Here is a 24,855-nt window from a genome sequence, read left to right on the forward strand (position 1 = left end):
TCAGGTGGAGTGGAGTCTCCATCTGAAGCCCCGATGTTCTGCTTGAGCAGAACGAGTTCACTTAAAAGAATGTTGACAAATGAGATTGATAATATATAATAATATTAACATTGTTAATCTAATTAATAATGTTAATATTATTAATTAGATTAATTAAATTAATATAGTTAATAATACAGAAAGATTTTAATTGCCCATTAGAAAAATGGATTAATAATAAAAAGCCAATTTGTTTAAAGTATTATTGGATTAACATAACTTAAATAGGAGGATTGTATGGATAACAAAAAAATACAAAGAGAGAGAATGAAGAAGTATTTTATAGATGCTGCTAAAGAAATAATCAAAGAGGAAGGCATAAAGGGATTAACAGCTAGGAAGGTTGGAGAGAGAGCAGGATATTCATATGCTACTATATATAATTATTTTGAAGATTTAACTGCTTTAATGACATACTGTGTCTTTGATTTATTAGAAGATTGCTTTAAATATATGATGGCTTTTGAAAATGAGGGGGTAGATTGTAAAGAACAGATTATAATAAATTCATGTGCTTATTTTAAATACTTTGCAGAGAACCCTGACATGTTCCAGTTGATTTTTCTAGAAGACTTAGGAGAATATCCTAAAGAGTTGATAGAAAACAATACAGGACCATCTGTAGCTCATTTTTTAAGAGTAAAACTAGAAGAATGTGTTGAGCAGGACTTAATACTTAAAGATGATATTGAAGTATTACAGGACTTAATTGGATCTTCTGTCCATAGTAAATTATTATTTTATTTGAAAAGAAGAGATCATGAAGACTTAGATAATATACTAAATAAAATAAGAAATGAAATTGATTTTTTAATAAGTAAAGGGAAGAACTAAAAATACAAATGAAACAATAGGGGCTAAATTAAAAATGACTGTAAAATCTGTAGAAATAACAAATATTAAGTTTCTATGCATGAGAATCATAAAGTAATTTAAAATGCTTTAAAGATATAAAAAATATATGGGGGTATTAAAAATGAAAATTCTAATAGCTTATGGTACAAAACATGGGTGTACAGAAGAATGTGCTAAGAAATTATCAGAAATCCTTGATTATGAAGTTGATTTGATTAATCTTAGTGAGCATAAAAACATAGACTTATCTATATACAACAAAATTATCTTTGGTAGCTCTGTTTATATAGGAAAAATTCACAAAGAAGTAAAGGAATTCTGTAATAAAAACTTAAATATCCTTAAAGATAAAAAAATAGGATTATTTACTTGTGGCATGAGTGATAGAGATGTGGCTGTTACACAACTTAAGGATTCTTATCCTAAAGTTTTAGTGGATAATGCAGTTGCTAAAGGATTCTTTGGAGGAGAATTTATTTTTAAAAAGTTAAATTTCATGGAGCGCTTTATTGTAAAAAAAGTTTCAAAGGTGGAAAAAGATACTTCAAATATATCAGAAGAAGAAATAAGTAGATTTGCTAAAGAAATAAACAAATGTTGAGATTGGAGGAAAAGGACTATGCAATATAAAAAAACTATCTCTATATTAGTTTTAATTATTGTTGTATTATCATTAATGACTTCAATAATTGGAGTGTTTTCTAGTAAAGGAAAAGAAGAAAATAAATTTGTTTCAATCCATGGAGAATCAATAGAAATTTATGGTAAGGGTATTTATAAAAATGATTCTGTTTCTGTTGCTGCTCAAGGAAAGGCTCAGGACATAATAACAATTATAGTAGGAATCCCTCTGTTATTTATATCACTTTATATGTATCGTAAAAATTCTTTGAAAGGTAAACTGCTATTGACAGGAACATTAGGATATTTCTTGTACACATATATCTCTTATGTTTTTCTTTGGATGTATAATCCATTATTTCTTGTTTATGTGATACTTATGTCTACGAGTTTTTTTGCATTTACTTTGAGCATGATATCATTTGATTTTAAAAATATCAGCACATATTTTAGTGAAAAATTACCGGTTAAATTTATTGGAGGGGTTCAAATATTCCTTGCCATAATGTTGATATTTATGTGGTTAGGAAGAATAGTACCTTCTGTTATAGATAAAACTACCCCCCCAGGTTTAGAACATTATACTACCCTTGTAATTCAAGGTATGGATTTAGGATTTATTGTGCCTATAGCATTTATATCTGGGGTTTTAATAATTAAAAGAAAGATATTTGGATATCTTTTATCTTCTGTTATAATTATGAAAGGTTTTACAATGGGAGCTGCAATTACAGCTATGATAGTAGGTCAGTATCTAGCTGGTGTAGAAATGAGCATAGTTGAAGTTATTATATTTCCAATTATTAGTTTAGTAATCGCATATTCCTTAGTATTAATTTTAAAAAATATTGATGAAAAAAAAGAGTTTTCTTTATTATAAATGATATAAAACAAGCTATATCAAGTGAATGTGTATGCAGATTTTAAACTAAAAAAAGATGTTTCATAAATATTATGAAGAAGATGTCACTTTTTAATAATAAGATAAAAAGCTAATAGTATTTTGCATTAAGATTGAGATAGAGTTAAGATCTAACTTTATCTCTTTTTTATTTTTAAAATACTGTATAGGATTGTTAAATTAAAATTTAAAATAAAACAAACTTTTTGATGTTCTTAACCGTCTAAAGAGTGTAAGAGAAAAGGAAAGGAGGACTACTAAAAGGCATGCCATGGAAAAAAAATTCTCAATACTTAAAGCTTGTTGATTACATAAAGAATAATCAAAATATGTTTTATAGATTAGCATATAGTTATACAAAGAATGAACAAGAAGCTTTAGACGTAGTTCAGGAGGCTATTTATAAAGCATTAACTTCGGTGGACAAACTAAAAAAGCCTGAGTTTATGAAAACTTGGATGTATAGAATTATCGTTAATACTGCCATTAGCCATATTAGAGAAAATAAAAAAAGTATTACTACTAATAAAATTCCTGATATATGCTTGGAAGATAGCAATTCTTTAGATATAAGTTTAGATCTATATGATGCAATAGATCAGTTAGATGAAAAACAAAAAACAGTTATTTTATTAAAATATTTTGAGGACATGAAATTCAAAGATATTGCTATAATAACAGAAAGTAATATCAATACAGTAAAGACAAGGCTTTACTCGGCAATTAGTAAATTAAAAAAAATAATTGAGGGTGGTGCTTATAATGGAAAAGAAGTTTAATAACGCTAGACAGAAATATGAAAATGTAAAAATTCCAAAGGAGCTAGATAATATGGTAAATAAAACAATAAAAGGGGCTAGTAAAATTAGAAATAAAAAGAGTACTAAAAGAAAGATTATATCAACAGTTGCAACATTGGTTATTGCAGTTAGTTCTATTACTATAGGACTAAATACTAGTGAAGTCTTTGCCCAAACACTAGGAGAAATACCAATACTAGGAGATATAGCAAAATTATTAACCTTTGTAGAATATGAAATTCATAGTGATGCCATTGAAGCTGAAGTTAGTATTCCTGAGATAGATGGATTAGGGGATAAAGAGTTAGAGCAGAGAATAAATAATGAAATTTATAAGAAAATGAAATTATGTATTGAAGAAGCCGAAAAAAGAGCTAATGAATATAAAAAAGCGTATTTAGCAACTGGAGGCAAAGAAGAGAACTTCCATCCAATGATCGTTAAAGAAGATTATGAATTGAAATCTATAAATAAAGATATATTGTCATTTGGAATATATCATTTTGAAGCACTTGCAAGTTCATATATTAAAACATATTATTACAATATAGATATTAATAATAATAGAATAATTACACTTGAAGATATGTTAGGCGAGAATCATATAGATGTTGTAAATAAAAGTATATTTGCCCAGATAGAAGAAGCAAGAAAAAATCCCAATAATATGTTCTTCGAAGGGGAGATGGGCTTTAATGGAGTAAGTGAGAATCAAAAATTTTATATAAATGAAGAAGGAAATGTGGTAATTGTTTTTGATAAATATGAAATAGGTCCTGGTGTTATGGGAGAACCAGAATTTGTAATAGATTAATTGAAATAAACTTCATTAAGGCTAGGATAAGATTCAATTGTATCTTATCCTAGCCTTGTTACTTATATTATTTATTTGATATAGTAAAAGCATTAATATAGATTGAGGTGTTACGATGAATAAAACTATTGGAGTATTAGCCCATGTTGATGCAGGAAAAACCACTTTTGGTGAACAGCTTCTTTACCATACAAAAAGTATTCGAGAAAGAGGAAGAGTAGATCATAAGGATGCTTTTTTAGATGATCATAATATAGAGAAGGATAGAGGAATAACTGTCTTTTCAGGACAGGGAATAATGGAGTATAATAATTCAAAATACTATTTGATAGACACACCTGGGCACACTGACTTTTCACCAGAAATGGAGAGGTCAATACAGATAATGGATTATGCTATTATCATAGTTAGTGCAGTTGAAGGAATACAAGGACATACTGAGACGGTGTGGCATCTATTAAGGAAGCACAGTATACCTACTTTCTTTTTCATAAATAAAATTGATAGGGTTGGAGCAGATGTCAATAAAGTAATTAGTGAAATAAAACTGAATTTTACTGAAGATATTTGTAATATAACTAAATCTTTTAGCAATGGAGAAATAGAAGATGAGTTAATTGAATTTCTTGCAGAAAGAAATGAAGCTTTGCTTGAAAAATTCATTGAGGAGAAATATGATAAGACATTATGGCTAAGTAAATTTAAAAGTATGATTAAGGAGAATAAAGTATTTCCCTATGCTAGTGGTTCAGCATTACAGGATATAGGGATAAAAGATTTCATAATCAAATTAGATGAATTAACATTCACAAACTATTCGCAATTAAATAAAAAGGATTTTGCTGGAAGGGTATATAAAATTAGATATGATGAAAATGGAACTAGAATATCTCATATAAAGGCACTAAGGGGAAATTTAAAGGTTAGAGATGAAATAGGCTATGGTAATGATGATAATAGAAAAATTGAAAAAGTCACTCAACTTAGGATTTATAACGGTAATAAATATAGAAGTATAGATGAAGTAGAAGCAGGGGAATTATTTGCTGTTACTGGTTTGTCAAATGTAGAGATAGGCGACGGTTTAGGAAGCTTAAAAGAAAAATCAAAATTTGATTTAGTTCCTACTCTAAAATCTAAGGTTATATTTGAAAGTGAAATAAGTATTAAAGATATGCTGAAAGCATTTAATATTCTGAATGCAGAAGATCCATCCTTAAATGTCACTTGGATACCAAGTTTACAAGAAATTCATATCAGCGTTATGGGAATTATACAATTAGAGGTTTTAAAACGGCTAGTAAAAGATAGATTTGGATTTCATGTTTCCTTTGATGAACCTGAAATTCTTTATAAGGAAACAATTGAAGATATTATTTGTGGATATGGCCATTTTGAACCATTAGGCCATTATGCAGAAGTTCATTTAAAGTTGGAACCTGGAGAGAGAGATAGTGGTATAGAATTTAAAAATGCTTGTCATGCAGATAATTTAACTGTAGGTAACCAAAGATTAGTTAAGCATCATATATTTGAAAAAAAACATAAAGGATTACTTACTGGCTCCGAAGTAACTGATTTGAAAATAACTTTATTGACAGGTAAAGCTCATAATAAGCATACTAGTGGTGGTGATTTCAGAGAAGCCACATACAGGGCTTTAAGACAAGCATTGGAGAAAGCTAAAAATATTCTTTTAGAGCCATATTATAATTTTAAAATAAAAGTTGATTTAGATTATATTGGTAGAGTAATTTCAGATATTCAGAATAGTCATGGAAGCTTTGAATCTCCAAAAACTTTAGGAGATAAAGCAATTATAATCGGAAAAGCTCCTGTATCAACTTTTATGAATTATAGCTCAGACCTATCGTCCTTCACACAAGGCAGGGGAATTATCAATATGACTTTTGGCGGATATCAAAAATGTCATAATAAAATTGATGTTATTGAAAGAATAGGTTATAATAAGAACGTTGACCCTGAATATACTTCTTCATCAATTTTTTGTTCAAAAGGTAAAAGCTATACTTTACCATGGGATAAGGTAGAAGATCAGGCGCATTGTTTAATTATTAACAATTGTTGAAAAATAACTCGAAAATTGCTATAATAGTTACATAATGTTAACAAAGACTTAAAACAATTGACATAATACTTCGTATGTATCCACGTTTCCGATTAGGAAACGTTTTCTTGACACAATACCCATTATATAATAAATTATAAAAAGTAAAAAGAAAAAATATAAATAAATTACCAATTATAAAAATTGTATTTTATTGTTAAACTAATATTGTCAAAATTAGTAAAGCGTAATTTAGTTATACTTTTTGTTGTTTTAGTATGATGATTGGGAAAGAATATGCTTAAACAACAAAATTTGTATAAATAGATCTGGCCAGATCATGGAGAAAAATTTTTATTAGTACTGTGAAAACAAAAGATTACTCACAGTCCCACAACTTAAAAAACATATCATTATTAAAGGGAGTGAAAAAATGGAACAAAAGAGAGAACAATGGGGATCGAAGATTGGTTTCATCCTTGCAGTTGTAGGTTCGGCAGTAGGACTTGGAAACATTTGGAGATATCCATATTTACTTTATTCAAATGGTGGAGGAGCGTTTTTAATACCATATTTTGTTGCGTTATTTACAGCAGGTATACCATTAGTACTATTGGAATACGGGTTTGGACATAAGTTTAGAGGCTCATCACCATTATCATTTGCTAGAGCTAACAAGAAATTTGAGTGGCTTGGTTGGTGGCCAAGTTTTTCATCATTCATTATTTTAACTTATTATACTATGATATTAAGTTGGGCAATGAACTTCTTAACATTCTCATTTGGGCAATCATGGGGAGTAGATACAGATAGCTTCTTCTTTAATGATTTCTTAAGAATTTCAAGTGGTCCTTTTGATATCGCTGGAATGAGATGGCCAATATTTATAGGTATTACTCTAATATGGGCAATCAACTGGTTTATATCATACAAAGGGGTTTCTGGAGGTATAGAAAAGTTAAACAAAGTGTTATTACCAACACTAATAGGAATTATGGTTATTATTGTTGTTAGAGGGGTAACTTTACCGGGAGCTACACTTGGTTTAAATAAACTATTTACGCCTGATTGGTCAAAAGTAACAGAACTTGGAGTATGGATAGATGCATATGGTCAGGTTTTCTTCTCGTTAAGTTTGGCAATGGGTATTTTAATTACCTATTCTAGTTACTTACCTAAGAAATCAGACTTGAATAATAGTGCATTTATGACTGCTTTTGCAAACAGTGGATTTGAATTTCTATGTGCTATTGGAGTATTTGGTATATTAGGATTCATGGCTACTACTCAAGGAGTACCTATTGAGGATGTTGCAAGTCAAAGTATAGGTCTTGCTTTCGTTGCATTCCCTAAGGTATTCTCATTAATGGGACCTTTAGGTACTGTATTTGGAGTTTTATTCTTTGCTTCATTAGTATTTGCTGGATTAACATCAAGTATATCCTTGATGGAAGCATTTGCTAGTGCTGTGGTTGATAAAACTGGTTCTTCAAGAAAGAAAATAGTAACTATTACTGCTATAGTTGGATATTTAGTAAGTGTTTTATATGCTACAGGAGCAGGATTATACTTCTTAGACATTATTGATAACTTTATTAACTCATTCAGTATAGTAGTTGTTGGTCTATTAGAAGCAATTATTATCGGCTGGGTAGTTGGAGCTGATAAAATCAGAAAACATACTAACTCAGTTTCTATCTATCGTATAGGAAAATGGTGGGAGATTATGGTTAAGTTCGTAACACCTGCTATATTAATTTACATGGTTGGAAGTAATATAATAAATGAGCTTAGTAATCCTTATGGTGGCGGAGACTATCCTTCTTCTGCTCTAATGTTATTAGGATGGGGTGTAGTTGGCGCTATAATAGTCCTTGCTGTTATCTCTTCTACTACTAAATGGAAAAAGGGAGTTTTAGAAGATATAGACTCTGAGGAGGTGTAGTGAATGAACGGATCAGCGATCGCTTTATTCTTATTCGGAGCAACTGTGCTATGGGGTGGCTTAGCAGTTACTTTAACAATAGCATTAAAAGATAAAAACTAAATAGAATAGACAACAAATTATTCCCTTGGGGTGTGGAACGGCTTAAATACACCTTAAGGGAATTTTATTTAAAAATTAGATAGAAATAGTCTTGAAAAATTAATAATGTATATACTGATTATGATATACTTTATTAAAATGAGGTGAGTATGGTGAAGCAATTAAGAAAGATGCTATTAATAGGTATTTCTATTTCTTTGGTATCTGAGGTTTATATAAATTTATTCTCAGATAGCTTTAGAGTATCTTTGTCCGTAATAATCTTTCCACTATTCTTATTAATTTATAAAAATATAAATATAGTCAAGACGTCATTAATTACTGGAAGCACTGTATTTATTTTTAGGAGTTTTCTACTACTAGTATCAAATAATAATATTAATTACATAATAAGAACTAATTATGCAGTAATTCTTTTCTATGTTCTTTATGGAGTTTTATTTTATATTATGAGATTGAGAGATGATGATAAAAAATTAGGCAATTTATTTTTAGGAATATGTACATGTGACTTTATAGCAAATCTCTCAGAAATTATACTTAGAGTAAATAGTATCAAAGATATTGAAATACCTAATGTATTACGTATATTAATAATAATTGCTATAATAAGAGGATTTATAGTTACTGTAATAATTAATGCTTTAAAATATTATAAGCTTTTGATAGTAAAAAAGGAACATGAAGAGAGGTATAGAAATCTTATACTTATGATATCTAATTTAAAAAGTGAGATATATTTTATGAAGAAAAACTCAGATTATATTGAAAATGTAATGAGGAATTCATATCAGCTATATGAAGGAATTTCTAAAAGTAAAGAGATATCGGACATGGAAAACTTAGCTCTTACAATAGCAAAGGATGTTCATGAAATAAAAAAAGATTATGAGCGAGTAATAAAAGGGATAGAAGCTTTATTTGAAAATGAATTTAAATACAACATCATGAGCATGAAAACAATAATGAACATATTAGAACAAAGTACATTGAAAATGTTAATAAGTGAAAAGAAAGATATAGACTTAAAATTTCAACTAGAAGAAGATTTTAAAACAGATAAACATTATGCATTAATATCCATATTAAGAAATCTTATTAATAATGCAATTGAAGCAGTAGGTAATATAGACAATAAGGGACAAATAACCGTTATACAGCTTGCAGATGAAGAAAAGTATTTTTTTAGAGTTATAGATAATGGTATTGGTATTAAGGATGAAAATAAAGAATTGATTTTCAAACCTGGGTTTTCTACTAAATTCAATTCAATTACAGGTGATATATACAGAGGATTAGGACTGGCACTTGTCCGTGATATTGTGAAGAATTATTTCCAAGGGAATATTGAAGTACATTCTAATAATAATAGGGGCACAATATTTGAAGTAGAAATACCTAGAAAGGCTTTGGAGGTATAAAATTATGAAATTTTATATAATTGATGATGATTTTGCCGTAATTAAGAATCTAGAGCATATTATTGAGAAAAAGAATCTAGGAGATGTGATTGGCTATTCTACTGATGGTATAGAAGCATTAGGAGATGTTATTCTAAAGAAACCAGATATTGTTTTAGTTGATTTATTGATGCCAAATAAAGATGGTATAGATATAGTAAATGAAATAAGAAATAGTGATTTTAATATTAATTGCATAATGATTTCCCAAGTTTCATCTAAAAGTATGATTAGTAAAGCATATAATTCAGGTATAGAATTTTTTATCAATAAACCAATTAATGTAATTGAAGTGACCAAGGTAATCAAGAAAGTTTCAGAAAAAATCCATATGCAAAACACCCTTAAAAGTATTAAGAGTATGTTTAATGAAGGAAATACAAGTAAAGTTGCAATTAATACTAACCACAGAATGAAGAATATAAAGATTATTTTAAATAAGTTAGGTGTTTTGGGTGAAAAAGGTGGAAAAGATATTCTAGCTATATGTGAATATATAATTAATAGTGATGATAAAAGCTTAGATTTAAATATAAAAGAAATTTGTGAAACACTAAGTCAAGATAATCCAAAGGCAATGGAACAGAGAATCAGGAGAACTATAAGTAGAGCTATGACTAATATTGCTAACCTAGGAATAGAAGATTATATGAATGATAGCTTTGTAAATTATTCAAGTAGCTTGTTTAATTTTGAAGATGTTAAATCAGAAATGGATTACATAAGAGGGAAGAAAAAGACAAGTGGAAAAACAAACGTGAAAAAATTCATTAATGGTATTATTTTACATAGTGAAATATTATAGCATTTAGATTGCAATTTACAGAAAACTCGATGTAGTTTTCTGTAGTTTTTTGTATTTTTGCGATTATTCACCCTTATAATGAAATTATAAGAATTAAAGGGGGAAGAGTAATGAGCAAGAAATCAAAATTAACTAAAAGAATCTTAATTGGTCTTGTATTAGGTGCTGCTTTTGGAATTTTATTAAGCTTCATTCCAGAGGGATACGTTAGAGATACAATTCTTATCGATGGATTGATATCCATGGTTGGAGGAGTATTTATTAGTGGGATTAAAATGTTAGTAGTTCCTCTAGTTTTTGTGTCTTTAGTATGTGGAGCATCTGCACTAGGTGATCCTAAGAAATTAGGAAGAGTTGGTGCCAAGACATTATTGTTTTATTTGGTTACAACTTGTATAGCAATAACTTTAGCTTTAGGAATAGGTAGTTTAATCAATCCTGGAGTAGGTTTAGATTTATCTAATATAGTTAAAGAAGAGCCAACAATTGGAGCTTCAAAATCCTTTGTAGATGTAATAATAGGAATGGTACCAAGTAATCCAATCAACGCTTTAGCAAGTGGTGAAATGCTTCAAATTATTGTATTTGCACTTTTAACAGGTATATCATTATCTCTTGTAAAGGAAAAAGCTCAACCAGTAGTTGATTTATTTGAAGCCTTAAATACACTTATGATGAAGATGGTTATGATTATAATGATGGTAGCCCCAGTTGGTGTGTTTGCTTTAATTACTAAAACCTTTGCAACTGTAGGTTTTGAAGCAATGATACCATTGCTTAAGTATATGATAGCAGTAATATTAGCATTAATCCTACATGCAGGATTAACTTACATGGGTATGTTGAGTACAATTGGGAAACTAAATCCTATCCAGTTCTTTAAGAACTTTATTCCTGCAATGGGGGTAGCTTTTTCTACAGCTTCAAGTAGTGGTACTTTACCAGTAACATTAGAAACTGCAGAAGAAAGATGTGGTGTTTCTAAAAACATAGCCTCTTTTACACTACCTTTAGGTGCTACTATCAATATGGATGGAACCGCTATAATGCAAGGTGTTGCAGTAATCTTTATATCTCAGGTATATGGTATAGACCTTTCGATTCAGGCTTTATTAACAGTTGTATTAACTGCTACATTAGCTTCAGTAGGAACGGCAGGTGTTCCAGGAGTTGGACTTATAACCTTGTCAATGGTTCTACAGTCAGTAGGGTTACCGATAGAAGGTATTGCTCTAATAATAGGTATTGATAGATTATTAGATATGACTAGAACAGTTGTTAATATAACAGGTGATACAGTATGTACAATCCTTATATCAAAATCAGAAAATGAATTTAACCCAGATATCTACTATGCTAAAAATGAAGCATCAGAACTTAGTGCATAGCTTAACATAAATTATAGAATAACTGCTGTAGGCTTTCAAGATTGAAAGTCTACAGTTTTTTTAGTATATAGAACTTTCACTATCCTAATAAAGCCAAATTAGAAAAAAACATTATAGTTTTGAAAAAAACTTCTATCTTCATTTGAAAACATATAGTATTATAATAAATGTTAGCAATTTTATGATATAAATGGGGGGAGAAGATTGAAATTAGTAAAAGGAAAAAAAGTTTTAATTATTATGGCAATTATTTTAATTGTATATATATTAAATCTAACTATTCCTCGAAGACGAACGGACCTAGAATCTCAATGGTTCAAAAATATAAATGGATCTCCTTTGGTAATTGCCCATCAAGGGGGTAATCAAGAAAGACCTTCTGCAACTAATCTAGCCTTTGAGCACGCGGTAAATATAGGTGTAGATATATTAGAATTTGATGTTGCCCTTACAAAAGATAATCAACTTGTAACTATTCACGATTTAACACTAGATCGTAATACTAATTCAACAGGGAAGGTAAGGGATAAAAACTACTCAGAGATAAGGCAGCTTAACGCTGCATATGGATTAGAAGACAGAAATGGTAATACTATAAGAGATACTAGTAGGAATCCTTATATTAATGCGGGAGCTTATATTCCTAATTTAGAAGAGGTATTCAGTAAATATGGTGATAAGAAAATGTTAATTGAGTTAAAGGACTCAGGTAAGGATGGTAAAAAAAGTGTAGAAGTATTTTGGAAGCTTGTGAACAAGTATAATATGGAAGAAAAAGTTGTAGTGGCATGCTTTGACAAAAAAATTCTTAAAGAATTACGGCATATATCTAGTGGAAGGATAGCTACATCAGCAAGTAAAAAAGAAATGTATAGTTTTTTTATTTTCCATAAGTTAAGGTTACCAGTCCTTAATAATTTCGCATCTTTTCAGATGTTACATCTTCCTCTAAGCTATAATGTTTTTGGAATAAAAGTGAACCTTACTAATGATAGATTACTAAAGGATGCTCATAAAAGAAATATGCCAGTATATTATTGGACAATTAATAAAGAAATCCAAATGGATAGCCTTATAGAAAAAGGTGTAGATGGAATTATTACTGATAGACCAGAATTGCTAATTAAAATATTAAATAAAAATAAACTTCGCTAAGAAAGGATGAGAATTAATTGGCTACAATATTATTAAAATGCTTTTTAATCTTTGCTTCTAGAATACTTGATGTGAGTATGATGGCTACTAGGACTATTTTGTTGACTAAAGGGAAGAGTAAACTAGCAGCTGGCATAGGTTTTTTTGAAGTAATTGTATATATGAATGTATTGGGAATAGTTGTAAATGATTTAGATAAACCTGCATATTTAGTTGCATATGCCCTTGGATTTTCAACAGGACTGATAGTTGGTACTAAGCTAGAAGATAAGTTGGCTTTTGGAGATGTTACAATTAGAATTATAATTCATAAATCCTATAATGAGATTATTGATATTTTAAGAGAAAAAGGATATGGAGTAACGGTAGTAGTTGGAGAAGGAAGAGATGGTGAAAGAAATATTCTATATGTAACTGCCCGAAGAAAAAGTATTAAAGAAGTAAAGAGTTTATTAGAAGCATATAATATATCTGCCTTCGTATCAGTTATGGATGTTAGGGATATTAAAGGTGGAACAATGAAAAAAGCTCAAATGATGTTTAAAAAGAAATAAAATAATGAGCAAGATTATATTTGAGCTGAAGCTTATTCAGTCACAAGAATATAATCTTGCTTATAATTTTTAAAAGTGATTTTCTTGTTTTATTAATAGGAAATATTCTAAACATAGTTTGATCTATCTTAAGATATATAGATAAATATCTTTAAATAGAAAATATTCTAGATACTATTTACTAACACAGTTTCTACCTTTTTTCTTTGCTCTATATAAGGCTTTATCAGCAGCTATTAAAACCTCTTCAGGCGTTTTATATTTGTCATTTTTCTCTGCCACACCAATACTTATTGTAACGCTAAGCTTTTGAACAATGGTTTTCTCCTTGCCTTTAACTTTTTTTCTTTTTTTATAATGACATTTTTGATTGGCTATAGTTTCTCTTAGATCTTCTAAATGGGAAATTACATCCTTGCGGGATTTATTTACAAATAGAATCGTAAACTCTTCTCCACCATATCTGAATGCTTTTCCACCTCCTGTGACTCCTTGTAAAGTTAAAGCTACCATTCTTAGAACTTCATCCCCAGCATCATGTCCATATTTATCATTAAATTTTTTAAAGAAGTCAATATCAATCATTGCAATAGTATACTTGCTACCTAATTTCATCATAGATTCCCTTAATGCTCTTCGAGCTGGTATTGTGGTTAACTCATCTAAATACGCCATAAAATAAGAAGATTCTATAACTGCAATAACAAGAACCAAGCCTGACATGGCAAAAAATAGCTGGAGGGCAAGAAATTGATCCTTGAGTAGTAGACCACAGAAAATTGCTAAAATAACACCGATTAGTGAGCTATTCATTAATGTAGGTGATATGTACATTTTTACACATAAAAACATAAAAATAAAAGTAAAAAATATAATAGATAATTGAGGCATATAAAATTTATCAGCTATTTCAATTTTAATCAATTTATAGTCAATCAATGATTGAGTAATAGAAGCATTAGACTGTATAAGCCAAAAAATTAAAATGATTTGAATAATTATAATACCAAAACGAAGTTTACCCCATATAGTTAAAATGCCCCTTTCTTTTAGAAGGGAGAAAATAAAAATATTCACAGGAAGTATTATTGCTAATATAGGAAAAAGTTTAGGATAATTGATTGCTAGATTTTGAGTAAAGGTAATTTCATATGATAATACCATCTGTGCAATGGCCAGTATCAAACATAAGAAGAAAACCTTACTCTTATTAAATCGCGATCCTAATAGCATACCAACTAAAAAGAAAACATATGATGCATATTGTAAAATCATAGGCCAAGGCTTTGAAAAGCTAAATACATTAAATACTAGCACAAATGTGGCTATCAATAAAAAAACTGGTATGCTTAAAAAAACAAGTGTCTTTGTAATATTCTTCATAGCATTTCTCCTTTTTTGCAGATGTTTTATAGTAATGAGTAATTAATGAAATTTAAAAATAAAAAAATAAGCTTGTACCAATCTATATAATAGCATAATTTTCGACAAAATTCATTGCATTATAAGGAATCTCTAATAAATAGGTTGTTATGCCTATATATAGTTTTGATGAAAAGAAAAAAAGGTAAATTTTAGATTGACTAATCCTCCATCATGTGATATATTTATAACATAAAGTTATAAATATATCACATGATGGAGGGGTATAAATGAAAAGAAATTGGTTACCAGTATTAAGTGTACTAAGTTTATTAGGGTTTCTAGGATATTTTACAGGGAATTCAAGTTTTTATGGCTTCTTTGGTTTCTTAGGTTGGCTTTCTTTTTTAAGTGTTAAAAAAGATGAGAGACTAATTGAAAATATTAACAAAGCATGTAGAAATGCATTTTTTATTTCATTGGTTTTATTTATAGGCTTTTTAACCTATGGAATCTTAATTGAGAGTGTTGAGAGTGTAAAGATTTTAGCAACTGGATTTGCAGTAAATTTCGTTGTGATAATCGTTGTTTTTACTTTATCATTTCATATCTATGATAAGGCATAGTAAGGAGGAGACTATGGGAATAGATAACAGAATTAAAGAATTTAGAGCTAAATTTAATTTAACTCAAGAAGAATTAGCAAATAAAGTAGATGTTCGAAGGGAGACAATAAGTCATTTAGAAAAGGGGAAATATAATCCTTCTTTAAAGTTGGCCCATGACCTTGCAAAGACATTTAATACTACAATAGAGGAGTTATTTATACTTGATTAAATTTGCAATAACACAAAATTTAAGAAATCGTATATAAAAGGGATAAAGTTTTACTAAATGAGTAAATTGCATATTTACAAATTAAATATATTTTTACGAAACTTCATTGTAGTTGCTACTCATTCATTCACTTTTTCCTTAAATTGAAAAGGCCTAAAGAATTCTTAATATATTAATTCTTTAAGCCTTTTTTTATAAAAGTTATATTATCTTAGTAGTCCAAGTCTCACAATTCCAAACATCGGTAACTATGTCATTATAGAACTCAGGCTCATGGCAGATTAGGAGCATACTGCCCTTATAATCTATTAATGCTCTTTTTAATTCATCCTTTGCATCCACATCTAAATGATTAGTAGGCTCGTCTAATACAAGAATATTAGTCTCCTTATTTATTAGCTTACATAATCTTACCTTGGCTTGCTCTCCACCACTAAGAACTAACATTTTACTTTCAATATGTTTTGTTGTTAGTCCACACTTAGCTAAAGCGGCCCTTACCTCGTACTGTGTAAGGGAAGGGAAATCTTGCCATACTTCCTCTATACAAGTATTGTGATTTTCACCCTTTATTTCCTGTTGGAAATAGCCTATATGAAGGTAATCACCTAGCTCTACATTACCAGATATAGGTTGTATTTCCCCTAAAATACTTCTAAGCAATGTAGTCTTTCCAATACCATTGGCCCCTACTAAAGCAATTTTCTGACCTCGCTCCATCGATAAATTCAAAGACTTAGAAAGAGGTTCACCATAACCTATAACTAAATCATTAGTTTCAAAGATGGTTTTGCCTGAAGTTCTAGATTCTAAAAAATTGAATTCTGGCTTGGGCTTATCCTTTGGCAACTCAATAACATCCATCTTATCAAGCTTTTTTTGTCTAGACATAGCCATGTTTCTAGTAGATACCCTTGCCTTATTACGAGCAACAAAATCCTTAAGTTCAGCTATTTCCTGTTGCTGTTTCCTATAGGCAGCCTCTAGCTGTTGTTTCTTTACCTCGTAGGCCTGTTGAAAATTATCATAATCCCCAACATATCTATTTAATTCTTGATTTTCCATATGATAAATAATATTAATAACACTATTTAAAAAAGGAATGTCATGGGAAATAAGGATAAAGGCATTATCGTATTCCTGAAGGTAACGTTTTAACCATTCAATATGTTGTTCATCTAGGTAGTTTGTGGGTTCATCTAGGAGTAAAATTTCAGGTTTCTCAAGTAGTAGTTTGGCCAATAAAACCTTTGTTCTTTGACCACCACTTAAGTCTTGAACTTCTTTATCGAGACCAACATCATCTAGACCCAAGCCTCGTCCAATTTCCTCAACCTTTGCATCGATAATATAGAAATCATTGTTTGTAAGAAGATCCTGAATAGTGCCGACCTCTTCAAGTAAGATATCCATTTCCTCTGGGTTAACATCGCCCATTTTACTATATATTTCATTCATCTCAGATTCTAGGTCAAATAAATATTGAAAGGCTCCCTTTAAAGTATCTCTAATAGTAGTTCCTTTTTCTAGGGATGTATGTTGATCTAGATATCCTACACGAACTTTTTTTGCCCATTCAATTTGTCCTTCATCTGGTTCAAGGGAGCGGGTAATAATGTTCATAAAAGTAGACTTTCCTTCTCCATTAGCACCTATTAATCCGATATGTTCTCCCTTTAAAAGTCTAAAAGAAACATTATTAAATATAGCTCTGTCACCAAATCCGTGAGTAAGGTTTTTAACGTTTAAAATACTCATTATAAACTCCTTTCATAATTCATGTAAATAAAAAAATTAAATATTTTATTTTTAACTAATTTTATAAATTAAAGCTTTAAAACAAAAAAATCGCATAATCACATATTAAAATTTTATAAAAAACAGTATTAAATTTCTGATTATACATTTGTATCAAGATAAATTCATATTTTTCTGCAATTTATAAACATACTTATTTGATTATATATGAGTAGAAGCTGTTTGAAAAGTTAAATTTAAGAAATAAGAAAAAGGATAAGAAAACAGATCCTTTAATTAAACAGAATCTGTTTAAAATTAAGAATTAATTAGTTTTTAAACTCCTAATTTATCTCTTAAGTTTTTATATCATTTTCGTCGATTTGGTAATCTGAATAACAGCATATTAGCTAGAAATAGGCTCTAAAATAGCCAATAAAAAAGTGAAATATCCCATAGATATTCACTTAGTATTTTTTATAATAAATAATATAAAAAATTATTGTAGACGATTAACTTATAAAAATAAATGTTCAATTTCAGCAAACTCATTAATAATATAGTCAGGTTTTTCAGCTACTAGTTCTTCTTTAGTATTTGAGCCAGTTGCAATGGAAATGACTTTAGCACCTAGATGTCTAGCAGTTTTAATATCTAAAATAGTATCACCGATTATAAAGATATTTTCAAAGTTACAATCATACAATTTTTTAGTCTTATTTAATGCAGTTTCTGCAATATCAAACCTTTTGAGCCCATCTTCCCCAAAGCCACCTATAGGGAAGTACTTCCAAACTCCAATTTTCTCTAGTTTATAGCGTGCTCCCAAGCTAAGCTCACCTGTTATTAATGCAAGTTTATGATTAGTTTTACTAAGTTTGCTAATAATACTCTTAGCATCTGCATTTTCTCTCCATACATCTGTAAATTTAAAAGTTTCTAGTTGCTCTTCATATACCTTTAAGAAATCATCCCATTTTTCATTTGTAAAATTTTGATTATATTTACCAAGCACCTCTATGAAAACATCTTTATCTGAACGAGCTGAAGTATTTACCCCATTCATTCCATCTTCAACCTTTAAAAAAGTATTTATAGCTTTTTGATATGGGATATCTGTCCTATCATCCCTTTTAATAATAGTTCCGTTTATATCAAAGAAAATTAAGTTTGCCATTTATATTCCTCCCTTAACTGTTTTACCCATAACAACATTGTAACATAACAATGTATTTTATAAAAAATTAGAGATATTTCTCAAAAAATATTGACAAAAAGCTTAATTAGTTATATAGTTAGTTACACAAGTGATTAACTAATCAAGAAAGGAGCTGAATAAATGTGCTCTTAGATTTTAATAGTGATAAGCCTATATATATTCAAATTTCAGAAGCTATAGAAGATGACATATTAAAAGATATATATAAAGAAGAGGAACAGGTTATTTCAACTACTGAACTATCTGTAAGCTTGAAAATCAATCCTGCCACAGCAAGAAAAGGGTTAAATTTGCTTGTAGATGATGGAATAATTTATAAAAAGCGAGGTGTAGGCATGTTTGTTTGTGATGGAGCTAAGGACAAAATTTTAGAGAAAAGGAAGAAAAGCTTTTATGATAATTTTATAAGTTCTCTTTTAGAAGAAGCATCAAAATTAAAAATATCAAAGGAAGAAATTATTAAGATGATAGAAGGGGGTAATTAGAATGAATTCCATAGAAGTGAAAAATATTACTAAGTATTATGGTAACACAAAAGCATTAGACGATGTATCTATTACTATAGAGCCAAATAAAATTTATGGATTATTAGGAAGAAATGGTGCTGGAAAAACAACTCTTTTAAATCTTCTAACTAATAAGATTTTTCCAAATAAAGGAAATATTACACTTGATGGTGAGTCAATCTTTGAAAATGACAAAGCTTTAAATAATATTTTTTATATGATGGAGAAAAATTTATTTCCTGAAACAATGAAAGTTAAGGAAGTATTTAAATGGACTAAAGAATTTTATACTTCATTTGATGATGATTATGCAAAGAGTTTATCAGGTAAATTTGGATTGAATATAAATAAAAAAGTTAAAGGTTTATCAACGGGATATACTTCAATATTTAAAGCTATATTAGCTCTTGCTTCCAATGCTAATGTCTTACTATTAGATGAACCTGTTTTAGGCCTCGATGCTAATCACAGAGATTTATTATATAAAGAGTTATTGACCAGTTATAATGAAAGACCTAAAACAATAATAATATCTACTCATCTTATTGAAGAGGTTTCAGAAGTATTGGAAGAAGCTATAATTATAAAAGCGGGCAAGATACTTGCTAAAAAATCAGTAGAGGAACTGTTAGAATCAGCTTATACCGTTTCAGGAGAAGCTTCCAATGTGGATAGTTATATATCAGGGAAAGAATATATTGGAGAAGAAACAATGGGAAGATTTAAATCCGTAACTGTTTTAGAAAATTCCTCAAAGCAAAATAAAGAGTTAGCTAGAAAACTTGATTTGGAGTTTTCAAATGTAGAACTTCAGAAATTATTTATAAACCTGACTAATTAATAAAGGAGGAGATTGATTTGAATAATATATTAAAGGTTACTAAATACCAAATTAAAGATATGAGAAACTCTTTGATTGTGTTTTACACTGTTATAATATCAATTTCAATATTAATGACCATATTAAGCATTAGATATAGCAATAATCCTGATGCAAATGTAGGCTTTGGAGGATTTGGTCTATCATCTGCAATTTTTATTTTTATAGCAGGATTGAATTGCTTTAAGTCTAATTTTAAGTTCATGCAGGCATACAATGTATCAAGAATTAGATTTTATTTTGCCAATATAATAGCATTAATTATAATGGCTGTTGTAATGGCATTTATAGATGTTAGTATGAATAATATTTTAAAAAATGTGATACCTTATCAAGGAATATTTGAACAGCTTTATAAAACTAGTTTTATCCTTGGAGATATTCTATGGTCATTTGGATTATTTATGTTCTTTGTAAGTTTAGGGTGGCTTATTACAATGATATATTATAGAAGTAATAAGGTTATGAAAACGATAGTTTCAATTCTGCCAGTAGTCTTTATAGTCTTACTAAGTGTTATGGATAATTTAATAGACTTTCAGATTTGGAATGGAATACTGCATATATTTACAAAATTACTAGGGTTTGCGGATAATTTAAATTATTATATAGCAATACTCAGCTTTGGAATAAGCACAATAATTATTTTTGGATTATGTTTCTTAATGATTAGAAAAATTCCAATTAGAGATTAATAAAACTTTAGATAGAATAAGATATTTGATTTGTAAATATACAATTTTCTCAAATATATAAATGGGAAATAGCTGATATATAGTATAATTATTTAGGATGTAAAGCAATATTTATATATCAGCTATTTATTAAGTTATTCACAGAAGTTAAATTTTTGTATAGAAAGTGCTAATACATATTATTTTGAAATTATTTATTTAAACAACACTTTTTATATTTTTTACCACTACCACATGGACATGGCTCATTTCTACCAATTTTTTTAGGTTTAACAACAATCTTTGATCTATTGTATTCTTTAGTTATTTCTTTTCTTTTTTCAATAGGTAATATGTCATCCCACTGAGGTAGACTATATAGCCAGTCTGCTTTAGCATCAAGCATATTATAATAAAGCTTTTCAAAGTCAACAGAAAGTTTTATTATACTTTCTTCTGTTAAGTTATCAATATCTAATTCCTCAGTAAGGCTAGTGTTTATTCCATCTAAGAAGCCAGTAAATGTGGTTGAATCCATATCGAATTTTTCTGCCAGTTCCTTGAGAGTACCTTCTATTACCTCATCTTTATTTTCTAGTATAGTTTCATAGTTGCTTTGTTCTTTAGGCAAATATTCGCTCCAGAACTTATTATATTCTTCTTCTGTACGCTCACTATAAGCTAGTTCTTTCCATTCTTCAAACAAAGACATTATATTTCATCCTTTCTTAATTCTAAGTATTATTTTCTAAACTACAAATAATCATTTAGTATTATATCATATATTGTAGAAAAATATATAATTATGATACAATTTCAAAAAAATATTACTATGGCTGTATATTAATACCATATAAATGTTATATACTATAACTGAGGTTATTTATAAAGATGTTGCATTTTATGATTATATAGAAATTAAACTTAATTTGATGTAATGCAGATATGTAAATTTACTCAACTAAAAATAAGAATAGAGAAGGTGTATTATGATAAAATTAGGAAAAACTCAAATATTAGAGGTTGTTAAGTTTGAATCCCAAGGAGCATATTTAAACTCAAAAAAAGGTGAAGACAATGAAAGTATCTTATTACCAAAGAAAGAGATACCTGAGGATATTGAGGTAGGTCATGAGATAAAAGTATTTGTGTATAGAGATTCAAAGGATAGATTAATAGCTACTGTTAGAGATCCCAAAATTCAACTTGGAGACTTGGAATTATTAAGAGTTGTAGCTAAAACTAAAATAGGTGCTTTCCTTGATTGGGGATTAGAAAAGGATTTATTTCTTCCCTTTAAAGAGCAAAAAGGAAATATTGCAGAAGGAAAAGAGTATTTAGTTGGACTTTACATAGATAAATCCGATAGGCTTTGTGCAACTATGGATATATACAAAATGCTTTCTAGTGAAACTCCTTATAAAGAAGGAGATAAAGTAAAGGGAACAATATATACCCTTAATAGAAATATGGGAGCATTTGTAGCAGTTGACAATAAGTATCATGGATTAATACCTAAAGATGAAATATATGAAGATTATAAATACGGTGATGAAATTGAAGCAAGAGTTAGTAAAGTAAGAGATGATGGTAGGCTATATCTAAGTCTTAGGGAAAAAGGATTTAGAAAAAGAAATAAAGATTCAGATAAGATTTGGAGTGAGCTGAGAAAAAGAGGTGGCAAGCTTCCTCTAAATGATAATAGCTCACCTGAAAGTATAAAGAGAGAGCTAAAGATGAGTAAAGGAGCTTTTAAGCGAGCAGTTGGAAATCTACTTAAAAATGGAATGATAAGAATTACTGATAAAGGCATTGAGATAAAGAATAGATAAATTTGATTTTACGTGATAGAGTTTTAATATTCCAATTAAAGAAATTCCTCTGATTAAATTGAATTAATATTTTATATTCTATATAATTAGCATGGATATAAAATATTATATAATAGGAGGAAAAGTTGATATGGAGATTAAAAGGTATGAAGGAACGGGAAGAATGAGTCGTGCTGTGATTCATAATGATACAGTCTATTTATGTGGACAGACATGCGGTGATGGAGATAAGGATGTTAAAGAGCAAACTAAAGTAGTACTTGAAAAAATAGAAGAGTTACTTAATAAATATGGTTCTGATAAGCATCATATCCTTTCAACTACAATCTATTTAAAAGACATTTCGCTGTTTAGTGAAATGAATGAAGTTTGGGATGCTTGGGTTGAAAATGGGTTTGAACCAGCTAGAGCATGTGTGGAAGCAAAGATGGCTAGAGAAGAGATTTTAGTCGAAATGTCTGTGACTGCTGCTATTAAATAAAATATTAGACGATTAATGCCCCCATGCATTTAAATAATGGGGGCATTAGTATTAGAATAATCTGATTGTTGATTATTTAGATATCATAAATTGATTTCTACCATTTTCCTTTGCTAAAATCATAGCTTTTCTTACAGACTTAAGTATTTCTTCATCTTCTTTATCAACACTAAAATCACTAATTCCAATGCTTACTGTTACATCCAGTTTTACATCTCCAAAAATAAAGTCTGACTTCATAGCATTAATAATTTCCTTAGATAAGTCTATTACGAAATCCTTAGATTTATCTTTTAATATAACGGCGAATTCATCGGCATTTATTCTAGTAACCTCAACATCAAGGTTATATTTCTTAAGGACCATTTTGATCCTGCTTGGAATTTCAACTAAGACCTTATCACCTATTTTATATCCATAATCATCATTTATTTTTTGGAAATGGTCAATATCAATATCTAATATATAACCTTTAGATAGAGAGTTAAGTTTTTTAACAATTAGCTCTTTATTCATTTCTTTATTTACCATTTTAGGACCTCCTATTAAATTATTAAAGTTAAGAGTAACCCTAGGGAAAACATTAGTATATAGATTTTTTTCTCTATATTGTTTTGGAGAAATACCGAATAGTCTCTTGAAAGATCTAGAATAAGATTCATAGGCATGATATTGGTATTTTAAGGCAATGTCTAAAATAGATAAATTGGATTGTAATAGATCATATGCTGATAGAGAAAGGCGGCGCTTTCTTATATAGTCTTTCACTGTAGTATTAAAAACTTCTGAGAAGATTTTATAAAATGAAGATTGGGACATAAAAGCCATCTTAGCAATATCTTCGATTTCAATTTTTTCATAAATATGTTCCTCAATATAGTTAATTGCACTTTGAATCCTATTAATAATCTTCTTTTCCATCATCAGTACCTCCATAAGATATCTTAATTGAATTATATATCTAATTGATTTCATATGCATGATATTTTTTACAATTAAGTGAGGAAGTTGAATATTTATAGATTAAATATTCAAAGTGATTAGTGCTTTAATAATAAAAAAATTCTATTAATCTTTAAATTAAAATTTTAAATAGAAAAATTTTCATTTTAGTAATTTCTTTTGATAATATTGGGTATAAAAAATATATGAAACAGATTATTTTGATTTTTTAGGAGGTTATATAATGGAAAGAAAAGATATGGTAACTTTTGGAGGAAACCCAGTAACTTTATTAGGAAATGAAGTAAAGGTAGGAGATAAGGCAGAAAACTTTACTGCTGTAAAGCAAGACTTAAGTGAATTTGATTTTTATAAAGAAACAGAGGGCAAGGTAGTGATTATTAGTGCTGTACCTTCCCTTGATACAGGAGTATGTGAACTACAAACTATAAACTTTAATGAAGAAGCTACAGGGTTATCTTCAGATGTATATATAGTTACAATTAGTGTGGATCTTCCTTTTGCACAAAAACGTTTTTGTGGAGCTAAAGGAATTGATAATATATCAGTAGTGTCAGACCATAAAGAATTGGATTTTGGTAATAAATATGGTTTCATATTAAAGGAATTCCGTCTATTAGAAAGAGGAGTAATAGTGATAGATAAAGATAGAAATATTAAGTATGTTGAGTATGTCAGTGAAGTAACAAATCATCCTGATTATGAAGCAGCCTTAAATGTTGTGAAGGAGCTTTGCTAATTTAGAATTAGAAAAAGTGGGCCTAAGGGTTCACTTTTTTATTATATAGGAAAGTAGTGAACTACTCACCACTTGCTCACGCAGAAGTGGGAGCTTCTAGAATCAAGTGCTAGAACTT

The 24,855-nt window shown here is 29.0% G+C and carries 26 protein-coding genes; 21 read left to right on the top strand and 5 right to left on the bottom strand.

Annotated features, from left to right (window positions below; translation table 11 throughout):
• The first annotated feature begins 276 nt into the window (after positions 1 to 276).
• From JMO20_RS12120 to JMO20_RS12180, 13 genes are all read left to right on the top strand, one after another.
• Positions 277 to 873, top strand: a complete 597-nt coding sequence (locus JMO20_RS12120) for a TetR/AcrR family transcriptional regulator (RefSeq protein ID WP_202709942.1) — start codon at positions 277 to 279, stop codon at positions 871 to 873.
• 142 nt (positions 874 to 1,015) lie between these two features.
• Entirely contained in the window at positions 1,016 to 1,495 is a 480-nt protein-coding gene (locus tag JMO20_RS12125) for a flavodoxin domain-containing protein (RefSeq protein ID WP_202709943.1), read from the top strand.
• 18 nt (positions 1,496 to 1,513) lie between these two features.
• Entirely contained in the window at positions 1,514 to 2,395 is an 882-nt protein-coding gene (locus JMO20_RS12130) for a hypothetical protein (protein ID WP_202709944.1), read from the top strand.
• 287 nt (positions 2,396 to 2,682) lie between these two features.
• Positions 2,683 to 3,195 (top strand): sigma-70 family RNA polymerase sigma factor, encoded by a 513-nt coding sequence (locus JMO20_RS12135; protein ID WP_202709945.1) that lies wholly within the window; start codon positions 2,683 to 2,685, stop codon positions 3,193 to 3,195.
• Positions 3,179 to 4,030: a DUF3298 and DUF4163 domain-containing protein gene (locus JMO20_RS12140; RefSeq protein ID WP_202709946.1), complete on the top strand. Its 852-nt coding sequence runs from the start codon at positions 3,179 to 3,181 to the stop codon at positions 4,028 to 4,030. The genes JMO20_RS12135 and JMO20_RS12140 overlap by 17 nt, the downstream gene beginning before the upstream one ends.
• Positions 4,031 to 4,145: 115 nt before the next feature.
• Complete coding sequence (locus tag JMO20_RS12145) at positions 4,146 to 6,119, top strand: elongation factor G (protein ID WP_202709947.1); 1,974 nt, start codon at positions 4,146 to 4,148, stop codon at positions 6,117 to 6,119.
• A 412-nt stretch (positions 6,120 to 6,531) separates the two neighbouring features.
• Entirely contained in the window at positions 6,532 to 8,043 is a 1,512-nt protein-coding gene (locus tag JMO20_RS12150; RefSeq protein WP_202709948.1) for a sodium-dependent transporter, read from the top strand.
• 3 nt (positions 8,044 to 8,046) lie between these two features.
• Positions 8,047 to 8,145, top strand: a complete 99-nt coding sequence (locus tag JMO20_RS12155) for a MetS family NSS transporter small subunit (RefSeq protein WP_202709949.1) — start codon at positions 8,047 to 8,049, stop codon at positions 8,143 to 8,145.
• 152 nt (positions 8,146 to 8,297) lie between these two features.
• Positions 8,298 to 9,566, top strand: a complete 1,269-nt coding sequence (locus tag JMO20_RS20615; RefSeq protein ID WP_202709950.1) for an ATP-binding protein — start codon at positions 8,298 to 8,300, stop codon at positions 9,564 to 9,566.
• A gap of 4 nt (positions 9,567 to 9,570) precedes the next feature.
• Complete coding sequence (locus JMO20_RS12165) at positions 9,571 to 10,410, top strand: response regulator (protein WP_202709951.1); 840 nt, start codon at positions 9,571 to 9,573, stop codon at positions 10,408 to 10,410.
• A 110-nt stretch (positions 10,411 to 10,520) separates the two neighbouring features.
• Entirely contained in the window at positions 10,521 to 11,798 is a 1,278-nt protein-coding gene (locus JMO20_RS12170; RefSeq protein WP_202709952.1) for a dicarboxylate/amino acid:cation symporter, read from the top strand.
• A gap of 204 nt (positions 11,799 to 12,002) precedes the next feature.
• Positions 12,003 to 12,953 (top strand): glycerophosphodiester phosphodiesterase family protein, encoded by a 951-nt coding sequence (locus JMO20_RS12175; protein WP_202709953.1) that lies wholly within the window; start codon positions 12,003 to 12,005, stop codon positions 12,951 to 12,953.
• 17 nt (positions 12,954 to 12,970) lie between these two features.
• Positions 12,971 to 13,507, top strand: coding sequence for a DUF2179 domain-containing protein (locus JMO20_RS12180; protein ID WP_202709954.1), 537 nt, complete (start codon positions 12,971 to 12,973; stop codon positions 13,505 to 13,507).
• Positions 13,508 to 13,681: 174 nt separating this feature from the next.
• Here the strand turns inward: JMO20_RS12180 and JMO20_RS12185 are convergent, their stop codons facing one another.
• Positions 13,682 to 14,890 (bottom strand): GGDEF domain-containing protein, encoded by a 1,209-nt coding sequence (locus JMO20_RS12185; protein ID WP_202709955.1) that lies wholly within the window; start codon positions 14,888 to 14,890, stop codon positions 13,682 to 13,684.
• Between the two features lie 269 nt (positions 14,891 to 15,159).
• On the opposite strand from JMO20_RS12185, the gene JMO20_RS12190 reads away from it, so the two are divergent.
• A complete protein-coding gene (locus tag JMO20_RS12190) occupies positions 15,160 to 15,495 on the top strand; it encodes a DUF3796 domain-containing protein (RefSeq protein WP_202709956.1) in 336 nt (111 codons plus the stop codon).
• A 13-nt stretch (positions 15,496 to 15,508) separates the two neighbouring features.
• Complete coding sequence (locus JMO20_RS12195; RefSeq protein WP_202709957.1) at positions 15,509 to 15,706, top strand: helix-turn-helix transcriptional regulator; 198 nt, start codon at positions 15,509 to 15,511, stop codon at positions 15,704 to 15,706.
• Between the two features lie 201 nt (positions 15,707 to 15,907).
• Here the strand turns inward: JMO20_RS12195 and JMO20_RS12200 are convergent, their stop codons facing one another.
• Both JMO20_RS12200 and JMO20_RS12205 read right to left on the bottom strand, forming a co-directional pair.
• Positions 15,908 to 17,464 (bottom strand): ABC-F family ATP-binding cassette domain-containing protein, encoded by a 1,557-nt coding sequence (locus JMO20_RS12200; RefSeq protein WP_202709958.1) that lies wholly within the window; start codon positions 17,462 to 17,464, stop codon positions 15,908 to 15,910.
• Positions 17,465 to 17,960: 496 nt separating this feature from the next.
• Positions 17,961 to 18,620 carry an HAD family hydrolase gene (locus JMO20_RS12205; RefSeq protein ID WP_202709959.1) on the bottom strand — a complete coding sequence of 220 codons (660 nt, stop codon included), beginning with the start codon at positions 18,618 to 18,620 and terminating at the stop codon, positions 17,961 to 17,963.
• Between the two features lie 164 nt (positions 18,621 to 18,784).
• Between JMO20_RS12205 and JMO20_RS12210 the strand changes: the two genes are divergently transcribed.
• Genes JMO20_RS12210 through JMO20_RS12220 form a run of 3 tightly spaced genes read left to right on the top strand, consistent with a single transcriptional unit; the run spans position 18,785 to position 20,743 of the window.
• On the top strand, positions 18,785 to 19,147 hold the full coding sequence (locus tag JMO20_RS12210) for a GntR family transcriptional regulator (RefSeq protein ID WP_202709960.1): 363 nt from the start codon (positions 18,785 to 18,787) through the stop codon (positions 19,145 to 19,147).
• A gap of 1 nt (position 19,148) precedes the next feature.
• Complete coding sequence (locus JMO20_RS12215; protein WP_202709961.1) at positions 19,149 to 20,009, top strand: ABC transporter ATP-binding protein; 861 nt, start codon at positions 19,149 to 19,151, stop codon at positions 20,007 to 20,009.
• Positions 20,010 to 20,026: 17 nt separating this feature from the next.
• Positions 20,027 to 20,743, top strand: a complete 717-nt coding sequence (locus tag JMO20_RS12220) for a hypothetical protein (protein WP_202709962.1) — start codon at positions 20,027 to 20,029, stop codon at positions 20,741 to 20,743.
• Positions 20,744 to 20,933: 190 nt separating this feature from the next.
• On the opposite strand, the gene JMO20_RS12225 is transcribed toward JMO20_RS12220, so the two are convergent.
• Positions 20,934 to 21,434: an SEC-C metal-binding domain-containing protein gene (locus JMO20_RS12225; RefSeq protein ID WP_202709963.1), complete on the bottom strand. Its 501-nt coding sequence runs from the start codon at positions 21,432 to 21,434 to the stop codon at positions 20,934 to 20,936.
• A 277-nt stretch (positions 21,435 to 21,711) separates the two neighbouring features.
• Here JMO20_RS12225 and JMO20_RS12230 point away from each other — a divergent pair, with 277 nt between their 5' ends.
• Positions 21,712 to 22,554 carry a CvfB family protein gene (locus JMO20_RS12230; RefSeq protein WP_202709964.1) on the top strand — a complete coding sequence of 281 codons (843 nt, stop codon included), beginning with the start codon at positions 21,712 to 21,714 and terminating at the stop codon, positions 22,552 to 22,554.
• A gap of 130 nt (positions 22,555 to 22,684) precedes the next feature.
• Positions 22,685 to 23,035, top strand: coding sequence for a RidA family protein (locus JMO20_RS12235; RefSeq protein WP_202709965.1), 351 nt, complete (start codon positions 22,685 to 22,687; stop codon positions 23,033 to 23,035).
• A gap of 72 nt (positions 23,036 to 23,107) precedes the next feature.
• Here the strand turns inward: JMO20_RS12235 and JMO20_RS12240 are convergent, their stop codons facing one another.
• Positions 23,108 to 23,956 (bottom strand): diguanylate cyclase domain-containing protein, encoded by an 849-nt coding sequence (locus JMO20_RS12240; RefSeq protein ID WP_202709966.1) that lies wholly within the window; start codon positions 23,954 to 23,956, stop codon positions 23,108 to 23,110.
• Between the two features lie 265 nt (positions 23,957 to 24,221).
• Between JMO20_RS12240 and tpx the strand changes: the two genes are divergently transcribed.
• Complete coding sequence (gene tpx, locus JMO20_RS12245; protein WP_202709967.1) at positions 24,222 to 24,737, top strand: thiol peroxidase; 516 nt, start codon at positions 24,222 to 24,224, stop codon at positions 24,735 to 24,737.
• Positions 24,738 to 24,855 lie beyond the last annotated feature (118 nt).

The sequence above is a fragment of the Sporosalibacterium faouarense genome, assembly GCF_016765695.1.
GTDB classification, from domain to species: domain Bacteria; phylum Bacillota; class Clostridia; order Tissierellales; family VENL01; genus Sporosalibacterium; species Sporosalibacterium faouarense.

What these genes read in the sequence shown, in the direction of transcription:
- JMO20_RS12120 (WP_202709942.1), top strand. Translation starts at nt 277, where the DNA reads ATGGATAACAAAAAAATACAAAGAGAGAGAATGAAGAAGTATTTTATA.
- JMO20_RS12125 (WP_202709943.1), top strand. Translation starts at nt 1,016, where the DNA reads ATGAAAATTCTAATAGCTTATGGTACAAAACATGGGTGTACAGAAGAA.
- JMO20_RS12130 (WP_202709944.1), top strand. Translation starts at nt 1,514, where the DNA reads ATGCAATATAAAAAAACTATCTCTATATTAGTTTTAATTATTGTTGTA.
- JMO20_RS12135 (WP_202709945.1), top strand. Translation starts at nt 2,683, where the DNA reads ATGCCATGGAAAAAAAATTCTCAATACTTAAAGCTTGTTGATTACATA.
- JMO20_RS12140 (WP_202709946.1), top strand. Translation starts at nt 3,179, where the DNA reads ATGGAAAAGAAGTTTAATAACGCTAGACAGAAATATGAAAATGTAAAA.
- JMO20_RS12145 (WP_202709947.1), top strand. Translation starts at nt 4,146, where the DNA reads ATGAATAAAACTATTGGAGTATTAGCCCATGTTGATGCAGGAAAAACC.
- JMO20_RS12150 (WP_202709948.1), top strand. Translation starts at nt 6,532, where the DNA reads ATGGAACAAAAGAGAGAACAATGGGGATCGAAGATTGGTTTCATCCTT.
- JMO20_RS12155 (WP_202709949.1), top strand. Translation starts at nt 8,047, where the DNA reads ATGAACGGATCAGCGATCGCTTTATTCTTATTCGGAGCAACTGTGCTA.
- JMO20_RS12165 (WP_202709951.1), top strand. Translation starts at nt 9,571, where the DNA reads ATGAAATTTTATATAATTGATGATGATTTTGCCGTAATTAAGAATCTA.
- JMO20_RS12170 (WP_202709952.1), top strand. Translation starts at nt 10,521, where the DNA reads ATGAGCAAGAAATCAAAATTAACTAAAAGAATCTTAATTGGTCTTGTA.
- JMO20_RS12185 (WP_202709955.1), bottom strand. Translation starts at nt 14,890, where the DNA reads ATGAAGAATATTACAAAGACACTTGTTTTTTTAAGCATACCAGTTTTT.
- JMO20_RS12190 (WP_202709956.1), top strand. Translation starts at nt 15,160, where the DNA reads ATGAAAAGAAATTGGTTACCAGTATTAAGTGTACTAAGTTTATTAGGG.
- JMO20_RS12195 (WP_202709957.1), top strand. Translation starts at nt 15,509, where the DNA reads ATGGGAATAGATAACAGAATTAAAGAATTTAGAGCTAAATTTAATTTA.
- JMO20_RS12200 (WP_202709958.1), bottom strand. Translation starts at nt 17,464, where the DNA reads ATGAGTATTTTAAACGTTAAAAACCTTACTCACGGATTTGGTGACAGA.
- JMO20_RS12205 (WP_202709959.1), bottom strand. Translation starts at nt 18,620, where the DNA reads ATGGCAAACTTAATTTTCTTTGATATAAACGGAACTATTATTAAAAGG.
- JMO20_RS12215 (WP_202709961.1), top strand. Translation starts at nt 19,149, where the DNA reads ATGAATTCCATAGAAGTGAAAAATATTACTAAGTATTATGGTAACACA.
- JMO20_RS12225 (WP_202709963.1), bottom strand. Translation starts at nt 21,434, where the DNA reads ATGTCTTTGTTTGAAGAATGGAAAGAACTAGCTTATAGTGAGCGTACA.
- JMO20_RS12230 (WP_202709964.1), top strand. Translation starts at nt 21,712, where the DNA reads ATGATAAAATTAGGAAAAACTCAAATATTAGAGGTTGTTAAGTTTGAA.
- JMO20_RS12235 (WP_202709965.1), top strand. Translation starts at nt 22,685, where the DNA reads ATGGAGATTAAAAGGTATGAAGGAACGGGAAGAATGAGTCGTGCTGTG.
- JMO20_RS12240 (WP_202709966.1), bottom strand. Translation starts at nt 23,956, where the DNA reads ATGGAAAAGAAGATTATTAATAGGATTCAAAGTGCAATTAACTATATT.
- tpx (WP_202709967.1), top strand. Translation starts at nt 24,222, where the DNA reads ATGGAAAGAAAAGATATGGTAACTTTTGGAGGAAACCCAGTAACTTTA.